Genomic DNA, 25,388 nt, shown 5'->3' on the forward strand with positions numbered 1-25,388 from the left:
CACCTGCCCGCGTCTGGCCGCCCGGCTGCGCCGGCTCAGGTCCAGCCGGTGGCGGCCAGCAGCCGCTGCTCGAACATGGGAATCATGGTCTGCACATAGGTCTTGGTCAGGTGGTTGTCATCTTTATAGACGTAGACGTTGCCCACCACTGCCGGGCAGATGCCGTCCGCGCAGATGAAGTCGCTCATGTCCATCAGGTGGAGTCCGTCCACCTTGCCGCGGTACTGGTCCAGGGGTGACGATTCAGCGAGCGATTCGCCCAACGGCGGATTGCACTCCTCCGCGGCGGCGCCCCTCTTTTGCACGCACTCCGGCATGTTGAACCCGAACCGCGGGTTGTCCCGGACCCCCACAACGTCCATTCCGGCGTCGGTGAACGGCTTGATGCCCTCCAGGTAGCCGGGAACTTCGGTCTCGAACGGCGCGTCCGTGTGCGTCAGGGACGCGACGGTGAACACGGCGTCCGGCTTGTGTTCAAGCACATATGCGGCGCTGGCTCTGTTGAAGGCATTGCACTCGGCATCACGCTCGGCCGACTCCGCACCGAAGCGGCAGCTTCCCTTGAGGAGCGTGACCACTTCCCAGCCATGCTCCTTGGCGACCGGGCCCAGCGCGGCCATGTACTGCTGCGCGTGCGAGTCGCCCAGCACCACGATCCTTTTGGTGACAACGTCGGGCTTGCTGTTCTGCAGGCAGCCGGAGAGCAGCGGATCACCGGGCACATTCCCGTCGGTGCAGAGGCCGTCGATATCCGCCCATTCGTTCTTCATGGCAGCCGGCGCCGGGATGATCTTCGCCTCCGGCGTCGGTTTGCCCGCGTTCTCCGGGGTCAGGGCGGCGGCACCCGGAGTCAGTTCCCTGGGCTGCGCCGCGGCGGCAGCTTCGTCGGCGGTCAGTTTGGTCTGCCACAGGGCCACCGGCCCGGCGAGCAGGGCTCCGCACGCCGCAATCACGACGGCGTTCCGCCAGATCCGCCGTTGCGGCCAGTGCCACTCGCGCAGCGGCTTTTCCACGAACCGGGTGGTGAGGACGGCCATCACCACTGACGCCGCCACGATGGCAAGGCCCTGGATGAGGTTCGGCGAGACAACACCCGTGCCGGCCAGGGCCAGGACCAGCAGCGGCCAGTGCCAGAGGTACAGCGCGTAGGAGTTGTCGCCAAGCGACACGAGGGGTTTCCAGCTCAGGAGGCGGTCTGCGCCGAAGCGGCTGCCGCTCTGGCCGGCCACAATGATCGCCGCGGCCGCCAGCGTGGGCCACAGCGCCACAAAACCGGGAAAGGAACGGTCCACGGTCAGCAGGAGGCCGCAGGACACCATCGCCGCCACGCCGGCCCAGCCCAGGATGACCCGCAGGATCTTTCCGGGCTTCAGGTACGGAAGCGCGAGTGCCAGCAGGGAGCCCAGCGCGAACTCCCACAGCCGGGTCCTGGTATCAAAGTAGGCGTAGGCCTGGTTGGTGGCGGTCTGGTCAATGGAATACGCCAGCGACGCCGCAAATATCACGCCAAAGGCAACGGCCAGCAGCAGCCGGTAGCTGATTGCGGGCCGGCGGAGGACCCGGTGCAGCACGGCTGCTCCCGCAAACACCAGGGGCCACAGGATAAAGACCTGCCCCTGGATGGACAGCGACCAGAAATGCTGGAGGGGGCTCGCGCCGGAGTGGTCCTGGGCGTAGTAGTCAACGGCGGAGTCCGCAAGCAGCCAGTTCTGCCGGTAAAGCAGTGAGGCCCAGGCCTGGTCCAGGATGTCCGGCCAGCGGCTTTGCGGCAGGATGGCCCACGTGCCGGCGAGGACACCCAGGATAACCACGACGGCGGCGGGCAGCAGCCGCTTGAACAGGTGCAGCCAGTGGCTGACCAGCTTGAGCGGGCGGCCGCTTTCCACCTTCCGCACGAACGAGAGGGTGAGCAGGAACGCGGAAATAAGCAGGAAAATGTCCACCCCGCCGGACACCCGGCCCAGCCAGACGTGGTACGTGACCACCATGAGTACTGCGAGGGCCCGGAGTCCCTGCACCTCGGGGCGGTACCCCTCCTTGGCCGCCTTGTTGGCGCTGGCTTGCGTGGCTCCACTCAGTGCTTGGCTCGTCATTGTTCCTTCCAGCCCGTCACCGCCATGAAGCGTTCCTCGAAAATTGGCGCCAGGGTCTTCATGTAGGTGGCGGTCGGGTGGTTATCGTCCAGGTAGGCAATGATGTTTCCGATCACTGCCGGACACGTGTCCCCCGGGCAGAAGTAGTCTGAAAAGTCCAGGTTCTTCACGTTCGGGTAGGCATTGGCCGGCGACTCGCCGGGATAAGCGTCTGTCCGCGGCATTGCGCAGGCCGCTTCGTCGTCGGCATGCCGGGCCAGGCATTCCGGTACGGACCCGGTAAACCGTGGGGTGTCGCGGACGGATACCACGGGAATAGTGGAACCGGCAGCGGCTTCCAGCATCCGGGCCCAGCCTGGATCCATGAATTCAGTCCGGGGCTCGCCGTGGCTGACCCGGGTGCTGGTGGTGAAAATCAGATCAGGTTTGATCTTGGCAAATTCCGCGGAAACGGCTTTGTTGAAATCCACGCAATCCTCCGGAATGGTCGGATCGGCACCCTCGGTGACCGGGCACAGCGCCTTGACGTACGACACCACCGACCAGTTGTAGCGTTTGGCCAGTTCCATGACCGGCGTCGCCCAGACGCCGGCATGCGAACTTCCCCACACCACGATTGTCTTCGTGGGTGACTCCACGTCGCCGTTGCTGCAACGGATGCCGTTCGGGTCATGGAAGCCTTCGCAGCCGCCGGGGAAATCCGCCCAGTCGCTGCTGACGTCGGCCAGGTCCGGCAGGAGGACTGCATCTGCAGCGGCAGTCCCCGAATATCCGGGCATCAGGCTCCTGGCGCCCGGATTGTTGTATTCAGCCTGCGCCAGCGCGGCGTCTGCCTGCAGCTGGATGGCATAGCGCGCTCCGCCCAGCGAACCCGCAGCAAGCGTCAGAACCAGGGCGATCGAGACGAGGGCCCGCCGGCGGTTGACCTCCGGCCACTTCCATTCGCGCCATGGTTTCTCAATAAAGCGGGTGGTGAGGTAGGCCAGCATCATCGAGACGACAATGATCACCGTCCCGGAGAGCGGCCCGGCGTGGTCCCGTCCCGTCGCCGCCAGGGCAATGACCAGGATTGGCCAATGCCATAGGTACAGGGCGTAGGAGATGTCTCCGAGCCGGACCAGCGGCCCGGCGCTGAGGATCCTGTCGACGCCGACCCGGCTGCCGGTTTGCCCGGCTGCAATGACGCCCGCCGCCGCGAGGGTGGGCCACAATGCCGCCACTCCCGGAAATGCGCCCTGGACGTTGATCAGGATCCCGCAGCTCAACATGGCCGCAATGCCCAACCAGCCAAGGGCAATGCGCCCTGTCCGCGGAATTCGGAGGCCGGGAAGAATGAGCGCCACCAGCGTTCCAAGGGCAAATTCCCACAGCCGGGCGCCGGTGTCGAAATAGGCCTGCGCCTGGTTTGTCAGGGTGAAGATGATCGAATAGACCAGTGAAACCGTGAATACACCGGCGAAGATATAGACCAGCAGGATCCGGTAGTGCAGCCGGTATCGTTTGGCCACGAGCGCTGCAGCGGCAAAAATCAGCGGCCACAGAATGAACACCTGCCCCTGGATGGAGAGCGACCAGAAATGCTGGAAAGGGCTGGCGCCGCTGTGGTCCGTCGCATAGTAGTCGGTGGCCTGTGACTGCAGCAGCCGGTTCTCGAAGTAGAACAGTGACGCCCAGCCTTCGGAAATGATGCTGAGCCAGCGTGTGCGCGGCAGAAACAGCGAGCTCGCCGCCAGGACTGCGATGATGACGGTGACGGCCGCCGGCAGGAGGCGCCGGAACAAGTGGAGCCAGTGCTTGAACAGTGCCATCGGCCTGCCCTGCTCGTACTTGCCGACGAACTGCAGGGTCATCAGGAAGGCGGAGATCAACAGGAACACATCGACGCCGCCGGACACCCGGCCGAACCAGACGTGGTAGCTGACCACCATGAGCACGGCCAGGGAGCGCAAACCCTGGATCTCGGGCCTGAACTTTGATTTTCGGCCCGCCTCGACACCGGCGCCGCTGCGGCGCGGCGAGGCCAGGGCTCTCGCTATAGACACAGAAAAACCCCTCAAGCGGATAACCAAAGCATCCATGTTACCGAAACGTAACTTTAATCGCGAATCGCCGACGCCGACGAACAGGACCCCCGCCTTCCATTAAGGCACTGCAAGCTGGGAGTTTCCAGAGGAGGGTCCCGGTCGCGGGCAGGTCTGGAAACTAGGCTGGTGCCGACGCCGCAGTGCATAACCGGGCAATACGGAGGAGTGGCCACAATGATCGTTCAGGTGCGCATTTGCATACCCGCGGAGCTCTCCGACCTGGTGGTGGAAAGTTGCACCCAGCAAACCGGCGCGGCGGAAGTGGCCGTGCACAAAGGGGCGTCCATCCTGCCGCCCGGGGACGTCGTGGTGGTCCACGTGGCCCGGGAATCGGTGGAGGAGCTGCTGGAGAAGCTGCATGCACTCAACGTCCAGGAGCTGGGCTCCATCGCCGTGTCCATGCCCGAACTTATGCTCTCCCGGCGTGCCGACCAGGCTGAAGCCGCCGCCCCGGGAGACGGCGCCGACGCCATGATCTGGGATGAGGTGACGCGCCAGACCGGCGAGGATTCGCGGCTGACGTGGAGCTATTTGGCGTTCCTCGTCCTGGCGACGCAGCTGGCCGCGATCGGGATCGTCACTGATTCGACCATTGCCATTGTGGGAGCCATGGCCGTCGGTCCGGAATTCGGGCCCCTCGCTGCCCTGGCGGTGTCGCTCGCACAGCGGAAATGGCGGCTCGGACGGAGTGCGGCGCTGGCGCTGGGGGTCGGCTTTCCCGTGGCCATGCTCCTGGCAGCGCTGACAGCCTGGTTGTCAGTTCCGCTGGGGCTCTTTCCTCCCAACACCCTGGACACCGGGTCCGCCGTCGAGTTCATTTACCACCCGGGGCCCTACTCACTGATCGTTGCAGTGCTGGCCGGCACAGCGGGGATGCTGTCCGTGATCAGCCGGCGCTCGGCCGCCCTGATCGGGGTGTTCATTTCCGTGACCACCGTTCCGGCAGCCGGGTTTGTGGCGGTAGCGCTGGTGCTGGGCGAGTACCAGAAAGCGGCGGGCTCGGCACTTCAGCTGCTGCTCAACCTCGTGGGCATCGTAGCCTCGGCGCTGGCCGTACTCATCTTCTACCGGATCATCACCAGGCGGCTGCCGGAAGGGAGTGCCCGGCGGCTGAGGCGCCGGGCACTGCGTGCCCGCAGCTAGGCCGGCGGCCCCGCCACCACCGATGACGGCGCGGCGGGAATCTTTCCCGCCAGGTATCGGGCGTCCCGGCAGGAGCCGGGGAGGGTGGCCGATGCGGCGCAGTACATGAATTCCTCTCCCAGGAAGAACAGTCCGGGCACGTCCGCGGCCACGCCGCGGTGCTGCCTGGGCCGTCCGCCGCCGTCGAACACCGGGGCCTCGATCCATCCGAAGGACTCGCGGTAGCCGGTGCACCAGATCACGTTGGACACGTCATCGAGGGAGCGTCCCGCCACAACGGGCCGCCCGTCCCGGACGCCGGTCACCCGCGGAACGATCTCGACGCCGGCGGCAGCCAGGTCCTTGCTCTTGGTCCTGATCAGGGGATCCGCGTGCGCCAGCATGTTTGGTGCCGCCTTGCGGCCGATCGGAGTATCGAGTGTCAGCACGTGGAGCCCCGCGAAACGCACCAGGGGCAGGACGAAGCGGGCCGCGGCCCTTCCGTGCCGCACCGGCAGCTCGCCGCCCGGCTTGCCTGCTATCACTGTGTGGTGCGTGCGGCTCACTTCCAGGGCGATTTCCGCCCCCGAGTTACCCAGCCCCACCACAAGGACACTGCCGCTCCCGAGCTGGCCCGGGTTCCGGTACTGGCTGGAATGCAGCTGCACAATGGACGGCGAGAGGTCCGGAGCAAAGTCCGGCACCCTGGGCTCCTGCGTGGAGCCGGTGGCCACAACGACGTTTCCGGCCAGCCACCGCCGGCCGTCCGAGGCCGCAACGTACCGTCCATCCTCGCGCCGCAATTTCTCGACCCGGGTGCCGGTGCGGACCGGTAGGTCAAATGCGGCTGCATAAGCCTCAAGGTAGTCTGCGAGCTCGTCCTTGGTGGGGAAGGACAACCTGTCTCCCGGAAATCGCATGCCGGGCAGGCCGTCGTACTTGGCCGGTGTGAACAGCCTCATGGTGTCCCAGCGCTGCCGCCAGGCGTCACCGACCCTTGGATTCGCATCCAGGATCAGGAATTTCCGGCCCTGGCGCTTGAGGTAGTGGCCCATGGCCAGGCCCGCCTGTCCCCCTCCGATCACCAGCGTGTCAAGCGTGTCGCCCGACCCGCCGTCGTTCATGCTGTTCATTGCGCTGCCTCCTGTTCAGCTGCTGCGGACTGATGAGGTGAACCATCCCGGTCAGTCGTAGGCCGTCCTGCGTCCCCGCCTGGCCGTTCGTTCCTGTATTGCAGCCACCACACGAGCATCAGGGCGGAGGCCAGTACGTACACCGCGTGGAGCAGCCAGATCGGCCCGGCAGGCAGGTGGAAAACGTAGACGGAATGGACAGCGTTGGCCACATTGCTCAGGACCAGGTTGCTGAGGCTATAGGACGCCAGGTCCTTGGTCCGCGCCGCCTTGAGGAGCATCGGAAGAATGCCAAGGGCGAACAGCACGGTCGAGAACGTGCCGGCCAGGACGGGAAGGTTCATAGTTCGACACTAGGACCGCGGCAGTGCGCCCCGCGTCGGCAGAATTATGCATCTTGCCCCGGACGCGCTGGGTAGTTCTACGCAGTCAGCCTCAGGCAGTGAGCCCGTGATCGACGGCGTACCTGGTGGCAGCGACCCTGGACTGCAGCCCGAGTTTGAGGAAGATGTTACTGATGTGCCGGGCAATCGTCTTTTCGCTCAGGTAGAGCTCGCCGGCGATCACTCGGTTGGACTTGCCGGCCGCAACGAGCCGGAGCACCTCGACTTCACGCGGCGTCAGCGGTCCGGCATGCCCTTCCTGAGCCGGTGCGTGCTGGAGCGAGGCGGCCCACGCCGCAGCCGGCGCTGCGCCGAGGGCCAGGAACTCCGCGTGTGCAGCCTCGAAGTCCATCTCTGCGGAATCGTCGTCGCCGGCTGCACGGCAGGCCTGGCCCACCATCGTGCAGCTGCGTGCCGCCTCAAATGGAACGCCCAGTTCCCGCCAGAGCGTCCAAGCCCGCCTCAGGAGGGGCAGCGCCCGGGCGGGTTCTCCTTCCGCGAGCAGGACGGCGCCGCCGGCCTGGCAGGAGGCAGCCTGCGCCATCGGCATCCCGCACACCTGTGCCAAGGACGCCAGTTCATCGGCGGCCTGCCGCGCAGCGGCTGTGTCCCCCGCGGCCAGTTCTATTTCCACGAGCGCCGGTAGCAGGTGGCGGCGCGTGGCGAGGTCGGCAGCGTCGGCAGCCCCGCGGATGAGGGTTTGCGCGGCGGGGATGTCGCCACGGGCCAGCTTGAGCAGCGCGAGTCCCGGCTGGGGCTCATAGCCGCTGCGTGCCGCCTGCCGGTAGCATTCCTCTGCCGCCGCGAACTCACCCCGCAGCCGTTCCACTTCGCCCTGCTGGTAGTAGCCGCCATAGAGGGCCTGGTAATCCCCCGCCGAAGACAGCCGCTGCGCGTCCTTCGCGGCGCTGATGGCCTCATCCCATGCCCCGTGCAGCCGGTACAGGTCGGCGCGGTGGCTCTGGCACTGGCCGCTGAAAAGGACCATGTCCGGCCGTCCCCCACACCACCGGTCCAGTGCCACTGTCCACTCCAGGGCACGGCGCAGATCGAAGGCCAGGTGGCAGGTCCCGATGACGGCGCAGTAGATGATCCCGGAGGGGACTGGCGAGAGCTCCCCCGCGGTCACCGCAACCATCACCTCGTCAAAGAGCCCGACGCCGGTGCTGATGTCACCGAGCGCCACGCAGGCCTGGCCCGTACCCAGCATCGAAAGAGAGATGAGATCCCGGTCCTGGAACTTCTCCCCGATGGCCAGGGCGTCCATGAAAACGCGGCGGCCACCTTCGGGGTCGCCGCCAAACAGCATGCCCAGCGCCGTGGGAATCAGCAGCATGCCCTGCACTGCGCAGGGTGCGTCCAGCTCAGCCACCAGCCGTCCGGCGCGGGCGAACCATCCCGTGCTGCGGGCCAGCTGGCCCGAGTTCATGAGATGGATGCCGATCCACCCGGCGCAGCGGGCCGCACCCACCACGTCGCCGACGACGAGGTACTCCTCGTGCGCACGGGTGAGCGTGTCGATTCCGGCGTCGGATTTGCCGGTCAGGATTTCCGCGGTGGCCAGGCGCTCAAGGTCCGGCGCGGGGAGCCCGCCGCCCTGGTCGGCATCGCTGAGGTGCTCGAAGGCGTCGGTCCAGCGATGCTCCTCGAAGGCCGAGCGGCCCTGGTCAAGGCCGGCTTCAGACGTTGCCATCATGCCCTCCCGCGGATCCGGCCGCCCCGCCGGGCTGGTCCGCGTCCCAGCTCTGCGCGCGACGGTCCTTTAAGCGCCACGGTACGCCGGGGGTGCCGGGGGCACAAGCTCCCCACAGGACCCGGCAACGGACGGCAAACGGGCACGAAAAAGCCGGCCCGGCGCGGACGGTTCCTGGGAACCACCCGGCCGGGCCGGCCTTGAGGGCGTTGGCTGCAAGCTAGTGCTTGTGGCCTGCGTGCTCGTCGTCGTCGGCCGGCTTTTCGACAACGAGGGTCTCGGTGGTGAGAACCAGCGCTGCGATGGAAGCGGCGTTGCGGAGAGCTGCGCGCGTCACCTTGACGGGGTCGATGACGCCGGCGGCAATGAGGTCTTCATATTCACCGGTCTTGGCGTTGAAGCCCTGGTTGACCGCGGACTCGGCAACCTTGGCAGTAACGACGTAGCCGTCGAAACCGGCGTTCTGGGCGATCCAGCGCAGCGGCTGGACCAGTGCGCGGCGCACGATGCCCACAGCCGAGGCTGCGTCGCCTTCGAGAGCGGTGACTGCAGGGTCCTCGTCCAGTGCCTTGAGGGCGTGGATGAGGGCCGAACCGCCACCGGCAACGATGCCTTCTTCGAGGGCAGCGCGGGTGGAGGACACTGCGTCCTCGATGCGGTGCTTCTTTTCCTTCAGCTCCACCTCGGTGGCTGCGCCAACCTTGATCACGCCAATGCCGCCGGCCAGCTTGGCCAGGCGTTCCTGGAGCTTTTCCTTGTCCCAGTCGGAGTCGGTGCGGGTGAGCTCGGCGCGCAGCTGGGCAACGCGTGCCGCTACGTCCTCGGCCGTGCCGGCACCGTCAACGATGGTGGTGTTGTCCTTGGTCACCGTGATGCGGCGGGCCGTGCCCAGCACCTCGAGGCCAACGGAATCCAGGCTGAGGCCCAGTTCCGGGGAGACAACCTGCGCACCGGTGAGGGTGGCGATGTCCTGCAGCATGGCCTTGCGGCGGTCACCGAAGCCCGGAGCCTTGACGGCAACGACGTTCAGGGTGCCGCGGATGCGGTTGACGATCAGCGTGGACAGGGCCTCGCCTTCGACGTCCTCGGCAATGATGAACAGCGGCTTGGAGCTCTGCAGCGCCTTCTCCAGGAGGGGCAGGAATTCCTGGACCGAGGAGATCTTGCCCTGGTTGATCAGGATGAGGGCGTCTTCGAGGACTGCTTCCTGGCGTTCCGCGTCAGTGACGAAGTACGGGGACAGGTAGCCCTTGTCGAACTGCATGCCTTCGGTGAGGACCAGCTCGGTCTGCGTGGTGGAGGACTCCTCGATGGTGATCACACCATCCTTGCCGACCTTGCCGAAAGCCTCAGCCAGCAGCTCGCCGATCTCATCGCTCTGGGCGGAGATGGCTGCAACGTTTGCAACCTGGGTGCCTTCGACGGGGCGGGCGTTCTCCAGCAGGCGCGCCGCAACGGCTTCGACGGAAACTTCGATGCCGCGCTTGATCTGGCCCGGGGCGGCGCCAGCCGCCACGTTGCGCAGGCCTTCCTTGACCAGTGCCTGTGCCAGCACGGTGGCGGTGGTGGTGCCGTCGCCGGCAACATCGTTAGTCTTCGTGGCGACTTCCTTGGCCAGCTGCGCGCCAAGGTTTTCGTACGGGTCATCCAGTTCGACTTCACGGGCGATGGTCACGCCGTCGTTCGTGATGGTGGGAGCGCCCCACTTCTTGTCCAGCACGACGTTGCGGCCGCGCGGACCAAGCGTCACCTTGACCGTGTTGGCGAGCTTGTCGATGCCGGCTTCAAGCGACCGGCGGGCAGCGTCGTTAAACGCAAGCTGCTTTGCCATGGTTTTGTCCTTTCAAGACAGAAACCCCGCGCCGCTGACCTGTCAGACATGAATCAGACGGATCGGCTGCGCGGGGGTCCAAGAGTTACTTTACGACGATCGCCAGAACGTCGCGGGCGGACAGCACGAGGTACTCGGTGCCGCCGGTCTTGACTTCGGTTCCGCCGTACTTGGAGTAAATAACGACGTCGCCAACGGCTACGTCGACCGGAACGCGGTTGCCATCCTCAAAGCGGCCGGGGCCGACTGCAACAACTTCGCCTTCCTGCGGCTTCTCCTGCGCGGAGTCCGGGATAACCAGGCCGGAAGCCGTGGTCTGCTCTGCTTCGAGCGGGCGGACAACAATACGATCCTCAAGAGGCTTAATAGAGACCGACACTCGGACCTCTCCTTTACGTCAGCAAATTTATGGACTGGAAAACTGTTGCGCCTGCGCATGCAAACCGTCGTCGCGGTGCCGGCAGCAGCGTGGCTGGCAGTTCTTCATGTGTTAGCACCCTCCTAGGGAGAGTGCTAATGATGACTCTATGTAAGTGGTTAGCACTCGGTCAAGGCGAGTGCCAGAATTTCGTCCCCGGTGAACGGCTAGCGCCCTGCCAGGTCCTCAAAATCAACGTCGTCGCCGTCGTCCGTCTCGTCGTCGTTCGTAACGTTGCGGTTCCGGTACAGCACGACGGCGGCGGCGAGCGCGGTGGCCGCCGAGATGATGAGGAACACGAGGCCGCCCGTGCGGACGGCCGTGTAGGACTCGCGGATTTCCCGTGCCTCGTCGGTGGCGTCCTGGATGTTCTTGCCGCCCACCGAGTACACCGTGGCGTTGAAGGAATCAAGGAAGAAGATGATCACCAGGAGCGCCAGGCAGACCACGGCGACGGCGGCACCCGCGATCAGCGCGGTCCGGGCATATGTGGCCGGTCCGGTGTGATGCGGGTGGTCGTTGCCCTGGTCGTCGACGGGCGGCTGCGGCAATGCACTGTCTTCCATGCCTCCAACCCTAGCCGCACCGCGGGTGCCGGGCTCCTCGATTAGGCTTGATGACATGGCTGACGCACTGCAGGACCTGATCGCCCCGCTCCTGACCAGCGAAGGCTGGGAGCTGCTGGCGTCGCTGGGTCCCTACCGGGAGGACGAAGCGTTCCGGCTCAACGAGTCGCTCCGAAAGGCCGGCCACTCCCCCGCGCTGGTGTCGGCCGTCCTCACCCAGTCCAGGCTGCGGACCAAGGCCGAGGCCAAGTTCGGCGAGTTCGCCCGGCAGATGATCTTCACGCCTGCCGGGCTGGAGCAGGCCACCCGCCTCAACGTCGCTGCCCGGCACGCGGAACGGTTCGCGTCCGCCGGGATCGGGCATGTGGCGGATCTCGGCTGCGGGCTGGGCGCCGATTCGATGGCACTGGCCTCCATGGACATCAGGGTTACCGCCGTGGAGATGGACGAAACCACTGCCGCCTGCGCCACCATGAACCTGATTCCCTTCCCGCACGCCAGCGTGGTCCACTCCGACGCCACCTCAGTCCCGCTGGACGGCGTGGACGGCGTCTGGCTGGATCCGGCCCGCCGCACCACGTCGACATCCGGGACGCGACGGATCTGGGATCCGGAGGAATTCTCCCCGCCGCTGTCCTTCGTGGAATCCCTCGCTGAGTCCGGGCGGGCCGTGGGCGTAAAAATGGGCCCGGGCATGCCGCATGATTCCGTGCCGGCCGGGTGTGAGGCGCAGTGGGTTTCCGTGGGCGGGGACGTTACCGAGGTGGCGCTGTGGTTCAACGCGGTCAGCCGGCCCGGCGTCCGGCGCGCGGCCCTGCTGCTGGGCCCGCAGGGCGCGGCGGAAATCACCAGTGCGGAAGAGTTCGACGGCGGCCCGGTGGCGCCGGTTGGTCCGGTGGAGGGATACCTGTATGAGCCTGACGGTGCCGTCATCCGGGCGGGGCTCGTGGCAGATGTCGCTGCGCGGCTGGGCGGCCATCTCCTGGATGAACACATTGCCTATATCTGCGCGCCGGAGCTCGTGGACACCCCGTTTGCCAGGGCCTACAAGGTCCTTGAGGTGATGCCGTTCAACGTCAAAGCACTCAAGGCCTGGGTGAAGCAGAACAACATCGGCGTGCTGGACATCAAGAAACGCGGGACGTCAGTGACGCCGGAGGAACTCCGCAAGCAACTCCTTGCCGGAGGCAAGAATGCCGGCAAGGGTTCGAAGGGCAAAAAGACAGCCACCCTGGTCCTCACCAGGATCGGCGAGGACCGGGTGGCCATCTCGGTAGAGCCGGTACAGGCCCCGATCTAGCTGCTGCTACTGGGCCCGCATGAAGTCTTCGGCCGCGCGGACCTGCTCGTCCGTGGGCCGGACGCCGGTGTACAGCACGAACTGCTCCAGCGCCTGGATGGTGGCTACTTCGGCGCCGGTGATCACCGTCTTCCCGGCAGCCCGGGCGGCCTTGATGAGCGGCGTCTCTGCCGGCAGCGCAACGACGTCGAACACCACCTTCGCGGCGTCCACCGCCTCCGGCGGGAAGGACAGCGAGTCGACGTCGGGACCTCCTGCCATACCGACGGGCGTCACGTTGATGATCATGTCCGCCGTGCCGCCAGCGTCCGGTGCGGGAAGTTCGGCACTCCACTTGAACCCGTAGAGGTCTGCGAGCGGTTTCCCGGTTGCCTCGTTGCGGGCAACGATGGTGACATCCGTGAATCCGGCGTCACGGAGGGCGGCCGCGGTGGCTTTGGCCATGCCGCCGGAGCCCTTGAGCAGCACTGAATAGCCGGCAGGGACGGCGTTGCGCTGCAGCAACTGCTCGATTGCCGTGTAGTCGGTGTTGTAGGCCGTGAGCCGGCCGCCGTCGTTCACGATCGTGTTGACCGAGTCGATGGCCCGGGCCGAGGGATCCATCGCGTCAACCAGCGCAATGACGTCTTCCTTGTACGGCATGGACACCGCGCAGCCCCGGATGCCCAAACCCCTGACGCCGGCGATGGCCTGCGCGAGGTCCGTTGGCGCGAAGGCCTTGTAGATCCAGTTCAGGCCCAGCTGCTCATAAAGATGGTTGTGGAAGCGGGTTCCGTTGTTGCTCGGCCGGGCCGAGAGGGAAATGCACAGGGTCATGTCTTTATTCAGAATTGGCACGGGTCCATTAAACGCCTCTGCAGCCCGGACGGCACTGTTACGCCACGCGGCAGCGGCGTCAGCAGCCGCTGCCAGGCGCATGGGGTCCGACGGCGGCGGGCAGCTTTCCGGTGGCCGGCGCCTTGCCGGCCAGGACGGCAGCCAGGGCGTTGAACGCTTCCTGGCTGCGTCCGTAGAGGGCCACCTTGGCGGGTGCCGCCGAGCCGGCCAACGGCCACGGCGCATCAAGGGCCACCACGACGTCGCCCGTGGCCGGCACCCCTTCATAGCCGATCAGCGTCACGAGCGGCCCGGCGCCAAGGCTGATGCCGGCGTCCCGGGCGGCCCGGGCGAAACGGGCGCGGTCCTGGTCGCTGCCGCCGGCCAGGCGGACACTGCGCGGGACCATCGGCCCGTGGCACGGTCCGGCCAGAACGGTCACCGCAGCCGCGGAAATACGTTGCGAAAGGGCGGATCCGCTTCCCGGGGCGGCGGCCTGCGGCACCGGGGTCCGGGCGCGCCACATCATCATGGTCACCACCCGCTGTGCCGCCTCGTCGAGGCGCGTCCCCGGCAGCGCTCCGGTGTTGACGGCGCCGACCACTGCCGCGTGCGCGGCGGCCACGTCCCCCGGCATAAGCAGCAGGTCCGCCCCCGCGGCCAGGGCCAGCGGCGCGGCGGACTCCCCGGGGTACTGCTTCTTGATCGCGCCCATGTTGAGCGCGTCGGTCACGGCAACACCCTTGAAACCCAGGCCGCGGAGGGCTGCGTAGCTCTGCTTGGACAATGACGCCGGCACCCCCGGTTCCAGGGCGGGCACGGAAATGTGGCCGGTCATGATCATGGGCAGGCCGGCATCGATGGCGGCCTGGAAAGGTTTCCAGTCCTTTGCGCGGAGCTGCGCCACCGTGGCGTTCTGCACCGGCAGGTTCTCGTGCGAGTCAACGGCCACGGAGCCATGCCCCGGGAAGTGCTTGGCGGACGGCAGCAGCCCGCCTGCCAGCATTCCCTGCGCAAAGCCGACGCCCAGGCCGGCAGCCGCATCGGGGTTGCCGGACATCGCCCTGGCGCCGATGGTGGGATCCAGCGGCCCGGCGGTCACATCCGTGTCCGGCGCGAAGTCCGCCGTGAATCCGAGCCCGGCCAGCTCCGAGGCCAGCGCCTTGCCGGCTTCGGTTGCGAGCCCCACGTTGCCGGCTGCGCCAAAGCTCATCGGGGCCGGCCATTCCGTCAACGGGGCGCGCAGCCTCGCCACGACTCCGCCTTCCTGGTCCACACTGACCAGTGCCGGCCAGGTGCGTCCGTCCGCTGTGGCCGCCTTCTGCAGCCGGCCGATGCCTGCCGCCATGGCGGCGGTGTCCACGGTTCCGTCGGCGGACCGCGGCACGTTGTCACCCATGACGATTGCTCCGCTCAGGTGCAGCCGTTCCACGGTTGCCGCCTGGGCCGCGAAATCCGTGCCGGTGAAGAACGGCATCAGCACCTGCCCGGCCTTCTGCTCGACGCTCATTTTTGCGACGGCGGCCCGTGCGGCGTCCTCGTCCTGCTGCTGCGGTCCCCAGCCAAGCTGGCGCAGGCCGGGAGCAGGCGTGGAGGGCCGGGGCGCGGCCGGGGCACCCGAAGCGCCGGCGCCGGAAGGCGTGGCGCCAGCCGACGGGGAGGCAGTCGGGGACGACGTTCCGGGGGGACCTTCGGAGCCGTCCGGGGAAGGGACGCCGGTACAGGCGGCGGTCGCGATCAGTGCCGCCGCCGCTGCGAGGGTTGCCGCGGTTTTAGGGAAAGTCTTCGTGTGCGGAGTTTTGTTGTGCGACGTTTCTTTGTGGGAACTGTCACTGCGTCGTTGAAACCAAGCCATCAACTCGATGCTACCCCTGCACTAGACTTGAACCACCCGTTGCCCGCCCGCAGGCGGCTACGGCAACGGACGGCGGAACAGTGAAGGGACCACATGAAGATTGATTTCGCTTCATCCAGGCAATCAACTCTTGGTGTGGAATGGGAGCTTGCCCTGGTCAATGCGCAGACCGGCGAACTCGCCTCGGTGGCCAACGAAGTTCTCCGCGGCGTCGCAGCCAACCACCCCGAACTCAACGAGGACGACGAACACCCCCATATCAAGCAGGAACTCCTGCTGAACACGGTTGAGCTCGTCACCGGCATCTGCGAAACAGTGGCTCAGGCCAAGGCCGACCTCAGCAGTTCCCTCGCCGCCGTGCGGGAAGTTACCGACCCCATGGGCGTTGAGGTCTTCTGCGCCGGAAGCCACCCTTTCAGCCCGCCCCAGCTGCAGCCTGTCACGGACAAGGCCCGCTACGCCAAACTCATTGACCGCACCCAGTGGTGGGGCCGCCAGATGGTCATCTACGGCGTCCACGTCCATGTGGGCCTGGACAGCCGCGACAAGGTATTGCCTGTGCTGGACGGGCTGGTGAACTACTTCCCGCACTTCCAGGCGCTGTCCGCCTCAAGTCCGTTCTGGGGCGGCGAGGACACCGGCTACGCCTCGCAGCGCGCGCTGATGTTCCAGCAGCTGCCCACCGCCGGCCTGCCGTTCCAGTTCTCCACCTGGGCGGAGTACGAGTCCTATGTTCAGGACATGTTCACCACCGGAGTGATCGACACCATCTCGGAGATCCGCTGGGACATCCGCCCGGTCCCCAACCTCGGCACCATCGAGATGCGCATTTGCGACGGCCTGGCCACCCTGGAGGAGGTCGGCGCGATCGCTGCCCTGACCCAGTGCCTGGTGGACGAGTTCTCCACCACCCTGGACAACGGCGGCACCATTCCCACCATGCCTCCGTGGCACGTCCAGGAGAACAAGTGGCGTGCCGCCCGCTACGGCCTTGAGGCGATCATCATCCTCGATGCCCAGGGCAACGAGCAGTTGGTCACCGAGCACCTGCTCGAAACCCTGAACCGGCTGGAGCCCGTGGCGGCGAAGCTCGGCTGCTCCGACGAGCTCGCCGACGTCGAAAAGATCATCAGCCGCGGCGCCGGATACCAGCGGCAGCGCCGTGTCGCCGCGGAACACGGCGGAGACCTCCAGGCCGTGGTGCTGGACCTCGTCAAGCAGATGCGGAACGGCCCCACCGCCTGAGCTCCTTTGCTGCAGCGCCGGGCCGGGGGCCGCGGCGCCCTGTCCGGGCTACGCCGAAACCGTGGTGACCGGCATGGACGAATCCGGGGCAAAGCTGATGCCGCTCGGCTCGATGCCGGCCATGACCAGCTGCGCGCCGAGGGCGGCCACCATGGCACCGTTGTCCGTGCACAGCCCAAGCGGCGGAACGGTCAGCCGGATCCCGGCCGCCCGGCACCGCTGTTCGGTGAGCTGGCGCAGCCGCGAGTTAGCGGCAACCCCGCCGCCCAGCAGGAGCTCGGTGATGCCGTTTTCCCGGCAGGCGAGCACCGCCTTGGACGTGATGACGTCCACCACGGCCTCCTGGAAGGCGGCCGCGATGTCCGCGACCGGCACGTCTTCGCCGCGGGCTTCAAACTGCTCCACGCAACGGGCGACGGCGGTCTTCAACCCGCTGAAGGACCAGTCATAGCGGTGCGGGCCGGGTTCGTCCGCGGTGCCCATGTACTTGGGCTGCGTCAGGCCGCGCGGGAATCTAATGGCTTTCGCATTGCCGGTGCGGGCAAGTTTGTCGATGGCCGGCCCGCCCGGATAGCCGAGCCCCAGGAGCCGTGCCACTTTGTCGTAGGCTTCGCCGGCGGCGTCGTCGATGGTGGAGCCCAGCAGCTCAACGTCGTCGGTGATGTTCCTGATCCGGAGGATTTCTGTGTGGCCCCCGGAAACCAGCAGGGCGCCCAGATTCCCAGGCAGGGCGTTCTCCGGCACCGCGTTCTCCGGCAAGCCGCCGGCAAAAGGCGGCAGGGCGCCGTCGTCCGTTTGCAGCAGCCCGACGCCGACGTGGGCCACCAGGTGGTTGATGGCGTACAGCGGCTTCCCCGTGGCCACTGCGAGCGCTTTGGCGGCGCACACGCCCACCATCAGCGCGCCGGCCAGTCCCGGACCGGAGGTGACGGCGATCGCGTCCACGTCCTCCAGCTTGACCCCCGCCTCCGTGAGGGCTTCCTGGAGGGTGGGCACAAAAGCGTCCAGGTGGGCACGGGATGCGATTTCGGGGATGACCCCGCCGAAACGGACGTGCTCCTCCATGGAGGAGGACACGGTGTTGCAGAGGAGGGCTGTTCCGCGCACGATTCCCACGCCCGTTTCGTCGCAGGAGGACTCGATGCCCAGGACAAGGGGCTGTGTTCGGTTCATGGTGTGTCTGCCTCCGTGGCCGGCAAGTGGTCTGGGGTCGCGTCAGGGGCCGCGGGAACGGGTGTCGGGCTGGCGTCCTGGAGCTGGAGCCGCATGATCAGGGCGTCAACGCCGTCCCGGTAGTACCTTGGCCGGATGTGGATCTGCTCGAAGCCGAAGCGGCGGTAGAGGTCCTGTGCCCGGGGGTTGTCCGCCCGGACTTCCAGCAGTACGTCCGCCGCGTGGCGCCGGCGGCTTTCAGCGATGAGCTCGGCCAGCAGGGCCGAACCGATCCCCCTGCCTTCGCACTCAGGCACCACGGCGATGGTCTGGACATCCGCGATCGGTTCGATGCACATCAGCCCGGCATAGCCCACGATCTCACCGGCGGCCTCGGCCACCAGGTAATGGCGGGTCTGTGCCTGCGCCAGTTCGTCATGGAACATCTGCAGCGGCCAGGCGTCCACCGGGAACAGCCTGCATTCGAGGGTGTGCACGGCGGGGATGTCCGTCCCGTTCATGCTGCGCAGCGTCACCCCGGCCGGTCCGGAACCGGCCGCCATCCCGGTCACAGCGCACGCTTTCTGGGCCCGGGAACCTGTGCATCGGACTCGCGGAGGTACAGCGGGGTGGAGTCCAGCAGCGGCTCCCCCGCGGCCAGCCTGGCCAGGGCGAACTGGCCCAGGTAGAGGGCATCGGGCTGTTCAGCGCTGAAGTCGGGGTTGGCGCGGAGGACGTCCTCGTAGATGCCTGCGCCGGCACCGTAGGCCGGGAGGTCCGGAAGGTCGGCCGCGAACCCCACGTGCGGCCCGTCAACCAGCCGTGGCAGCTGGCCGTCAGTGAGTGAGTAGCGGGCCCAATAGACCTCTTTGCGCCGGGCGTCCGTTGCCACCAGGAATTCCGGCACGGCGGCGGTCGATTCGGCCACTTCCAGCGCCATGGCGTCCAGGCTCATCATGCCGTACAGGGGTTTGCCCCACACATACGAGAGGGTCCGCGCTGTGGCGATCCCGGAGCGCAGTCCGGTGAACGGCCCCGGGCCCACGCCGGTCACCACCGCATCGATGTCCGCGCCCGTCACCCCTGCATCGGCGAGGAGCGCGTCGATGCCCGGGGCCAGCACTTCGGCGTGGCTGCGGGTGTCCTCGGTGGAGAAACTCGCCAGGACTCCTTCCGGCGCATCGTCGGAAACCAGCGCCGCACTGGCCACGGCTGAGGTGTCGATGGCAAGAATGAGCATCAGGAGTTCCCTTCCAGGGCGGCAGGCCGCAGGGGCTGCTCAGCCCAGCGCGGGCCGAAGCCTCGGATCAGAATGGTGCGGGGTTCGTCGTCGTCGTCCGTATCGAAGTCCAGCACGCCGTCGGCCGCGGCGGGTGAGGACCGCAGCGGCCGGTGCAGTTCGACGTCGAGCAGGCTGTCACTGAGGTGTTCCACCCGTCCGCGGCCCCACTCCACTACGGTGACGGTGCTGTCCATGGTGTTTTCGAGGTCGATGTCATCGATTTCCGCCGGGCTGTCCAGCCGGTAGGCATCCACGTGCACCAGGTCGGGGCCGCCGGGACGCGGGCCGTCCGGAAGGTTGGGATGGATGCGGACCAGGACGAACGTGGGGGAAATGATGCCTGCCCGCACGCCCAGCCCCTCGCCGAGTCCCTGGGTGAAGGTTGTCTTGCCGGCGCCGAGCTCTCCGGTCAGGATGACGAGGTCGCCCGCGTCAAGGACGGCGCCGAGTGCCGCCCCGAGGGCATGGGTTTCCTCCGCGCTTTGCACGCTCAGGGACAGCTCCCACTGCGGATCACCCATCATGCTTCACCCGCCCCGTCCGCGTGGCTTTCGTTGACGTAGCGCCGAGGGACACGCGGGCTGATCCGTGTCACGATTTCGTAGTTGATGGTGCCCGCCGCGCGGGCCCAGTCGTCCGCCGTCGGGCCGCCGTCGGCGCCGTCGCCGAAGAGGACCGCCTCGGCACCGAGCACGCTGGCCCCGCCGGACGCCACGTGGCGGGGTCCGAGGTCGATCACCATCTGGTCCATGGCGATCCTGCCCACTACCGGGTAGTTACGGCCCTCCACCTGCACCGGGCCGCCCGTGGCCACCCGGGGCACACCGTCGGCGTATCCGAGCGGGATCAGTCCTAGCGTGCTGGCACTGCCGGTGCGGTAGTTGAGTCCGTAGGAAACGCCCTGGCCGGCAGGGACGTCCTTGCAGTGCGACACCTTGGTTCGGACGGTCATGGCCGGGCGGAGTCCCAGCTCGGCCGGCGACTGGCCTTCGAACGGGGAGAGTCCGTAGATGCCCAGGCCCACGCGGACCAGGTCGAAGTGCGTGTCCGGGCGGGAGAGCGTTGCGGGGGTGTTGGCCAGGTGCCGCACCTCCGGATCCACCCCGGCGTCCTCGGCGATGGCCAGGATTTCGCGGAAGGCCTGCAGCTGCTGGTCCGTTTCCGGACGGTGCGGTTCATCCGCCACGGCAAGGTGGGAGAAGATGCCCACCACCCGGAGCAGGCCTTCGTCCTGGTATTCCATCGCCTCGCCCACCAGGCTGTCCCACGCCTCCAGCGTTGCACCGTTCCGGCCCAGGCCGGTGTCCACTTTCAGGTGGATGCGCGCGGGGCGTTCCTGCTCCCGGGCCGCCAGGACAATCTTCTCCAGCTCCCAGCCGGAGCAGCCGATGTCGATCCCGGCGGCGACGGCGGCACCGAAGTTGCTGTCCGGCGTGTGAAGCCAGGCGAGCAGGGGCGCCTCGATGCCCGCAGCACGCAGCGCAAGCGCCTCAGAAATGTGGGCGACACCGAGCCAGCGTGCCCCGGCGTCGAGCGCGGCCCGGGCCACGGGAACGGCGCCGTGCCCGTAGGCGTCCGCCTTCACCACGGCCATGACCTGCGCCGGCGAGGCGACGGCGGCCAAGTGGCGCACGTTGTGCCGGATCGCGTCCAGGTCGATCACTGCTGAACGTTCGCTGGCTGAACGTTCGCTGGCGGGGCCGGACGTTGCGTCCGGGACGGGCCGGAAGTCACCGGTTGCTGCTGGGTAAGTCACCCTAGTGATTCTAGTGGCGGCGCGGCGGGCGGCTTAATTCGGCTAGGCGTCGGAGAGATGGGCGATGGTTGCCGTGGCCCGGCGAAGCGCCTGCGGAGGCACATGCCGCACGATTTCCTCCAGGAAGCTGAAGCGCCGGAGCCACTGGCTGCTTTGCCGTTCCGGCCTGGCGTTGGCCCGCTTCCACCAGTCGGCGATGTCGCCCCAGCCTGGTGCTGCGAGGGAACCGCCCACTTCCTGGACCGCCAGGGACGCGCACAGGTTGGCGAACCGGAGCCGGTCGGCCAGCGGCCAGCGCGCCAGGCTGCCCACAATGAAGGCGGCACCAAAGCAGTCCCCGGCCCCGGTGGGGTCAAAGGCCGAGACCGGCAGCGATGGAACCCACTCCTCCTCGCCCGTTTCGGAGTCCACGGCCATGGCACCCTGCGGCCCCAGGGTCACCACGGCCACCGGAACCCGGTCGGCGAGCGCATACAGCGCCGCCCACGGGGTGTCCCTGCCGGTGAAGGCCATGGCCTCGCGCTGGTTGGGCATAAACGCGTGGAAGTACTCGAGGTTGTCCAGCCTGGTGGAAGACCACTTGCCGGTGGCGTCCCAGCCGACGTCGCCGAAAAGTTTGACTCCGGCGCTGTGGGCGGCAACGGCCCACGGGGCCAGTTCCTCGTCCAGGTCGGCGACGGCGGCGAGCGCGGCCGGCGGCGTGCCGATCAGTTCCGATGAGGTGACCGGCGCCGGATGGCCGTGGGTCACCATGGAGCGGTCATGCTGCACGCTGAGCGACACAGTCACGGGCGAGTGCCAGCCGGGGACCCGCTTGGAGAGGGACAGGTCCACATGCTCCTGGGCGGCCAGGATCTTCCAGTTGTAGTCGCCGTAGCCGTCGTCGCCGAAGGCGGCCGCCAGCCCGGTCCGCAGTCCCAGGCGCGCGGCGGCAATGGCCTGGTTGGCCACCCCGCCCGGGCAGCTGCCCATTCCCTCGCTCCAGATCTCCGTGCCCGGCTCCGGCGCGTGGGGCAGCCCGGTGAAGATGATGTCCTGGAAAACCGTCCCCGTCAGGAGCAGGTCGAAGCTCCCGTCCGCGGGAGTGCGGACGGCGGAGAGCGGATCGAACCGGCGCTCTGGTATCGCGTCCATGTTCGGCAGACTACGCCCTCGCGCCACCCCTGCAAAGGGCCCCGCCGCGGGGCGCGCCAGGTGCTCGGCGCGGGCTCGGCGCGGGTCCCCGTGAGTGGCCCGCCGCAGCAGAATAGACTGCGAGGTATGCGGCTCATGATTGCCGGTGGCGGCGGGTTCCGTGTCCCGCTCGTGTTCCGGGCGCTCACCTCCGGCCCCTTCGCGGGGCTGGTGCACGAGCTTGTGCTCTACGACGTCGATCCCCTGCGGCTGGATGCCATCAAGGCCGTCCTGGCATCGATGGCTCCTTCCGGTGGTGAACGCGGCCCTGCCGTCAGCACCACCACTTCCCTGCCCGACGGGCTCGACGGCACCGACATGGTGTTCGCTGCCATCCGCCCCGGCGGAACAGCGGGCCGCACCGCCGACGAACGCGTGGCCCTCGGTCTGGGCCTGCTGGGCCAGGAGACCACCGGCGCCGGCGGGCTCTCCTACGCCCTGAGATCCGTCCCCGGGATGCTGGCGTTGGCCCGCGAAATGAAGCAGCGGTGCCCTGAGGCGTGGCTGGTCAACTTCACTAACCCGGCCGGAATAGTCACCGAGGCACTGGTGCCCGTGCTGGGAAAGAGGGTGATCGGAATCTGCGATTCTGCGGGCGGCCTGGTCCACCGGGCGGCCCGGGCGGCCGGCGCCGCCCTGCCTGAGGGAAGGCTCGACGGCGTGGGCTACTACGGGCTCAACCACCTGGGCTGGCTGTACCGGCTGGAGTCGGGTGGCAAGGACCTGCTGCCCGGACTGCTGGCGGACGCACAGGCCCTGTCCGGCTTCGAGGAGGGACGGCTCTTCCCGCAGCCGTTCCTCCAGGCACTGGGCTGCCTGCCCAACGAGTACCTCTATTACTACTACGACACCGAACGGGCCGTCGGCGCCATCCGCGCGATGCGGCAGACACGCGGCGAATCGATCCACGACCAGCAGTCCGGGCTGTACCCGGCGCTGGCCGCGGCCGGGCCCCGCGCCTACGATCTGTGGGACGCAGCCCGCCGTTCCCGCGAGGAGGGCTACCTGGCCGAGGCACGCGCCGGCGGCGAACAGCGGGACGAGGAAGACCTCGCCGGCGGCGGCTACGAACGCGTTGCCCTTGGCGTGATGCGGGCCCTGGCAGGGGCTACGGCTGCCGGGGACGCGGGATCCGGGGGCACGGAGCTCATCCTCAACACCCCAAACGCAGGTGCGGTTCCCGGGCTGCCGGCGGACGCCGTCGTCGAGGTTCCCTGCGTGGTGACGCCCGACGGCGCGGTGCCGCTGCCGCAGGAGCGGCCGGGAGACGCTCAACTTGCCCTCATGCAGCGGGTCAAGGAGGTGGAACGGCTCACGGTTTCCGCGGCGGTGAACGGACGGCGCGGGGACGCTCTTCGGGCGTTCGCGCTCCACCCGCTAATTGGTTCCGAGGAGCTGGCCGGCAACCTGCTGGCTGGCTATGAAGCGGCGTTTCCGGCGCTGGGGCTGCTGTGGCGCGGCGGGGCCTGACTCCAACGGGTACTGATGCCGGCCGCTACAGCTTGCGGTACATCACCTTCAGGCCCACATAGCCCAGCGTCGGATGGTTGAAGGCTTCCGGGATGGTGGCCAGCACCTCGAAGCCCATGGCCTGCCAGGCTGCCACCGCCCGGACGTTGCTCTCCACCACGGCGTTGAACTGCATGGCACGGAAGCCTGCCGCCCGGGCCGCGTCCAGCGAGTAGGCGCAGAGCGCCTTGGCCAGCCCTTTGCCGGCGTGGTCCGGGTGGACCATGTAGCCGGCATTGGCCACATGGTTCCCTCCCCCGCCCTGGTTGGCGTGCAGCTCTCCGGTCCCCAGCACCGCCCCGTCCTGCACGGCCACGAATGCCTGGCCGGGGGCGTCCTTGAACCAGCGGTTCCGGGCCTCGTCCTCCGTGGTGCCGCGGTCCCAGGTGAAGGTGTCGCCGGCCCGGATGACCGGTTCCAGGATGGCCCACATACCGGGCCAGTCGGCTGCCGTGGCGGGGCGGATGTCGACGCCGGAAGGGTGCCTGTTTGAATCTGCGGTTGCGTCTGCGGTTGCGCTCACAGCCGCCACGTTAGCAGGAGGGCTCCCGGTGCTCGGGACACTGTTCGGGACGGTGATCGGGACACTGTGAAGGCCGGGGCACTTCAGGAGTAGTGTTTTATCGGATGCAGTACCGCCAGCCGAAGGGAGAGCCGTGACTCTGATCCGCCGTGTCGCGTTCCTTTCCCTGCACACCTCGCCCATGGAACAGCCCGGTTCCGGCGACGCCGGCGGCATGAACGTGTACGTGCGGGCGCTGGCCTCGGCACTGGCCGCCAGCGGCGTCGAGGTGGAAATCTTCACCCGGTCCACGTCGTCGGGGCAGCCCGCCGTCGAACACCCGGATCCCGGCGTGTGCGTCCACAACGTGATCTCCGGACCGCCGCGGAAGCTGCCCAAAGAGGAGCTTCCGGAGCTGCTGCACAGCATGGTGGCGGAAATTGAGCGCATCCGGCAGCGCCAGCCGCACGGCCGGTACGACCTCATCCATTCGCACTACTGGGTCTCCGGCGTGGCCGGGCTGGAGCTTTCGCGGCTGTGGGGCGTGCCGCTGGTGCACACCATGCACACCATGGCCAAGGTCAAGAACCTCCTGCTGCAGTCCGGTGAGAAACCCGAACCCCGGCGGCGCGAGGACGGCGAACACCGGATCGTCGACGGCGCCACCCGGCTGATCGCAAACACCCCGGCCGAAGCCGCGGAACTCGTGTCGCACTACGACGCCGACTTCGACCACATCGACGTGGCTCCCCCGGGTGTGGACCTGACGGTGTTCACGCCGGCGTTCCGGACCCGCTCGCGGGCACAGCTCGGAGTGCCCGCCGGCAAGTTCCACCTGCTGTTCGCCGGACGGATCCAACGGCTCAAGGGCCCGCAGGTCCTCGTCAAAGCGGCTGCCCTGCTCCGCTCGCGCCGCCCGGACATCGACCTCCAGGTGACCATCCTGGGCGCCCTGAGCGGGGCCAAGGACTTCGACCTGAAGTCGCTGATCAGCGCGGCCGGAATGGACGACGTCGTCACGCACCATCCGCCGGTGAACGCCCCGGCGCTGGCCGGCTGGTTCCGCTCCGCCGACGTCGTGGTGATGCCGTCCTACAGCGAATCCTTCGGCCTGGTGGCGCTGGAAGCCCAGGCATGCGGCACACCCGTGGTGGCAACCAGGGTGGGCGGACTGTCCCGGGCCATTTTCGAGGGCAGGACCGGGCTGCTGGTGGACGGCCACAAGGCCGCAGACTGGGCCGACGTCCTGGAGGCGCTCTACGACGACCCCGCCACCCGCGGGGACATGGGGAGGGCTGCGGCCCTGCACGCCCAGGGCTTCGGCTGGCAGCGGACCGCCGCGATCACGCTGGAAAGCTACCATGCCGCCGTCGACCAGTACATTGACAGTCACAGAATTCCGGTGGGCCACACGCCTCAAGCCGGGTAGCGCCGGGCGGGACCCCCGACCGGTTTTCCCTGAAGCCACGAACTGA

22 protein-coding genes are annotated in these 25,388 nt (G+C 67.7%); 5 read left to right on the forward strand and 17 right to left on the reverse strand.

Annotated elements, in window-relative coordinates:
- Positions 1 to 35: 35 nt before the first annotated feature.
- Both TV39_RS14915 and TV39_RS14920 read right to left on the reverse strand, forming a co-directional pair.
- Positions 36 to 2,093 (reverse strand): acyltransferase family protein, encoded by a 2,058-nt coding sequence (locus tag TV39_RS14915; RefSeq protein WP_043482892.1) that lies wholly within the window; start codon positions 2,091 to 2,093, stop codon positions 36 to 38.
- Complete coding sequence (locus TV39_RS14920; protein WP_043482895.1) at positions 2,090 to 4,135, reverse strand: acyltransferase family protein; 2,046 nt, start codon at positions 4,133 to 4,135, stop codon at positions 2,090 to 2,092. Before TV39_RS14920 ends, TV39_RS14915 begins: the two co-directional genes overlap by 4 nt.
- A 216-nt stretch (positions 4,136 to 4,351) precedes the next feature.
- On the opposite strand from TV39_RS14920, the gene TV39_RS14925 reads away from it, so the two are divergent.
- Entirely contained in the window at positions 4,352 to 5,320 is a 969-nt protein-coding gene (locus tag TV39_RS14925; protein ID WP_052500585.1) for a DUF389 domain-containing protein, read from the forward strand.
- Here TV39_RS14925 and TV39_RS14930 read toward each other — a convergent pair.
- The 6 genes from TV39_RS14930 to TV39_RS14955 form a co-directional block, all read right to left on the reverse strand.
- Positions 5,317 to 6,432 carry a flavin-containing monooxygenase gene (locus TV39_RS14930; protein WP_052500586.1) on the reverse strand — a complete coding sequence of 372 codons (1,116 nt, stop codon included), beginning with the start codon at positions 6,430 to 6,432 and terminating at the stop codon, positions 5,317 to 5,319. The two genes, TV39_RS14925 and TV39_RS14930, sit on opposite strands and share 4 nt — an antisense overlap.
- Positions 6,429 to 6,776: a hypothetical protein gene (locus TV39_RS14935; protein WP_043482898.1), complete on the reverse strand. Its 348-nt coding sequence runs from the start codon at positions 6,774 to 6,776 to the stop codon at positions 6,429 to 6,431. The genes TV39_RS14930 and TV39_RS14935 overlap by 4 nt, the downstream gene beginning before the upstream one ends.
- A 91-nt stretch (positions 6,777 to 6,867) precedes the next feature.
- Positions 6,868 to 8,508, reverse strand: a complete 1,641-nt coding sequence (locus tag TV39_RS14940) for a helix-turn-helix transcriptional regulator (protein WP_043483195.1) — start codon at positions 8,506 to 8,508, stop codon at positions 6,868 to 6,870.
- Positions 8,509 to 8,728: 220 nt separating this feature from the next.
- Complete coding sequence (gene groL / locus TV39_RS14945) at positions 8,729 to 10,339, reverse strand: chaperonin GroEL (protein WP_043482900.1); 1,611 nt, start codon at positions 10,337 to 10,339, stop codon at positions 8,729 to 8,731.
- 85 nt (positions 10,340 to 10,424) lie between these two features.
- Positions 10,425 to 10,718 (reverse strand): co-chaperone GroES, encoded by a 294-nt coding sequence (gene groES / locus TV39_RS14950; protein WP_003805290.1) that lies wholly within the window; start codon positions 10,716 to 10,718, stop codon positions 10,425 to 10,427.
- 206 nt (positions 10,719 to 10,924) lie between these two features.
- Positions 10,925 to 11,323, reverse strand: a complete 399-nt coding sequence (locus TV39_RS14955) for a hypothetical protein (protein WP_043482903.1) — start codon at positions 11,321 to 11,323, stop codon at positions 10,925 to 10,927.
- Positions 11,324 to 11,378: 55 nt separating this feature from the next.
- On the opposite strand from TV39_RS14955, the gene TV39_RS14960 reads away from it, so the two are divergent.
- Entirely contained in the window at positions 11,379 to 12,623 is a 1,245-nt protein-coding gene (locus TV39_RS14960) for a class I SAM-dependent methyltransferase (RefSeq protein ID WP_043482906.1), read from the forward strand.
- 6 nt (positions 12,624 to 12,629) lie between these two features.
- Here the strand turns inward: TV39_RS14960 and TV39_RS14965 are convergent, their stop codons facing one another.
- Positions 12,630 to 13,460: a shikimate 5-dehydrogenase gene (locus tag TV39_RS14965; protein ID WP_268747787.1), complete on the reverse strand. Its 831-nt coding sequence runs from the start codon at positions 13,458 to 13,460 to the stop codon at positions 12,630 to 12,632.
- 58 nt (positions 13,461 to 13,518) lie between these two features.
- A complete protein-coding gene (locus TV39_RS14970) occupies positions 13,519 to 15,294 on the reverse strand; it encodes a glycoside hydrolase family 3 N-terminal domain-containing protein (protein ID WP_326942840.1) in 1,776 nt (591 codons plus the stop codon).
- Positions 15,295 to 15,387: 93 nt separating this feature from the next.
- Here TV39_RS14970 and TV39_RS14980 point away from each other — a divergent pair, with 93 nt between their 5' ends.
- Positions 15,388 to 16,539 carry a glutamate--cysteine ligase gene (locus tag TV39_RS14980; RefSeq protein WP_043482915.1) on the forward strand — a complete coding sequence of 384 codons (1,152 nt, stop codon included), beginning with the start codon at positions 15,388 to 15,390 and terminating at the stop codon, positions 16,537 to 16,539.
- A 48-nt stretch (positions 16,540 to 16,587) separates the two neighbouring features.
- Here the strand turns inward: TV39_RS14980 and tsaD are convergent, their stop codons facing one another.
- The 6 genes from tsaD to TV39_RS15010 are packed head-to-tail and all read right to left on the reverse strand — an operon-like array spanning position 16,588 to position 21,863.
- The gene (tsaD, locus tag TV39_RS14985; RefSeq protein WP_043482917.1) at positions 16,588 to 17,712 is read right to left on the reverse strand and encodes a tRNA (adenosine(37)-N6)-threonylcarbamoyltransferase complex transferase subunit TsaD; all 1,125 of its coding nucleotides are present in this window, start codon (positions 17,710 to 17,712) and stop codon (positions 16,588 to 16,590) included.
- The gene (rimI, locus tag TV39_RS14990) at positions 17,709 to 18,254 is read right to left on the reverse strand and encodes a ribosomal protein S18-alanine N-acetyltransferase (protein ID WP_043483198.1); all 546 of its coding nucleotides are present in this window, start codon (positions 18,252 to 18,254) and stop codon (positions 17,709 to 17,711) included. The genes tsaD and rimI overlap by 4 nt, the downstream gene beginning before the upstream one ends.
- 5 nt (positions 18,255 to 18,259) lie before the next feature.
- Entirely contained in the window at positions 18,260 to 18,931 is a 672-nt protein-coding gene (gene tsaB, locus TV39_RS14995; RefSeq protein ID WP_043482919.1) for a tRNA (adenosine(37)-N6)-threonylcarbamoyltransferase complex dimerization subunit type 1 TsaB, read from the reverse strand.
- A complete protein-coding gene (gene tsaE, locus TV39_RS15000; RefSeq protein WP_043482921.1) occupies positions 18,931 to 19,494 on the reverse strand; it encodes a tRNA (adenosine(37)-N6)-threonylcarbamoyltransferase complex ATPase subunit type 1 TsaE in 564 nt (187 codons plus the stop codon). Before tsaE ends, tsaB begins: the two co-directional genes overlap by 1 nt.
- Positions 19,494 to 20,729 (reverse strand): alanine racemase, encoded by a 1,236-nt coding sequence (gene alr / locus TV39_RS15005; protein ID WP_043482923.1) that lies wholly within the window; start codon positions 20,727 to 20,729, stop codon positions 19,494 to 19,496. Before alr ends, tsaE begins: the two co-directional genes overlap by 1 nt.
- Before the next feature lie 42 nt (positions 20,730 to 20,771).
- Positions 20,772 to 21,863, reverse strand: a complete 1,092-nt coding sequence (locus TV39_RS15010) for a PfkB family carbohydrate kinase (protein ID WP_043482925.1) — start codon at positions 21,861 to 21,863, stop codon at positions 20,772 to 20,774.
- A 126-nt stretch (positions 21,864 to 21,989) separates the two neighbouring features.
- Between TV39_RS15010 and TV39_RS15015 the strand changes: the two genes are divergently transcribed.
- A complete protein-coding gene (locus TV39_RS15015; protein ID WP_043482927.1) occupies positions 21,990 to 23,372 on the forward strand; it encodes a family 4 glycosyl hydrolase in 1,383 nt (460 codons plus the stop codon).
- 25 nt (positions 23,373 to 23,397) lie between these two features.
- On the opposite strand, the gene TV39_RS15020 is transcribed toward TV39_RS15015, so the two are convergent.
- Entirely contained in the window at positions 23,398 to 23,934 is a 537-nt protein-coding gene (locus TV39_RS15020) for a GNAT family N-acetyltransferase (RefSeq protein WP_082049779.1), read from the reverse strand.
- A 133-nt stretch (positions 23,935 to 24,067) separates the two neighbouring features.
- Here TV39_RS15020 and mshA point away from each other — a divergent pair, with 133 nt between their 5' ends.
- On the forward strand, positions 24,068 to 25,342 hold the full coding sequence (mshA, locus tag TV39_RS15025) for a D-inositol-3-phosphate glycosyltransferase (RefSeq protein ID WP_043482928.1): 1,275 nt from the start codon (positions 24,068 to 24,070) through the stop codon (positions 25,340 to 25,342).
- Positions 25,343 to 25,388: the final 46 nt, after the last annotated feature.

This window comes from Arthrobacter sp. SPG23 (genome assembly GCF_000876655.1).
Taxonomy (GTDB): Bacteria; Actinomycetota; Actinomycetes; order Actinomycetales; family Micrococcaceae; genus Arthrobacter.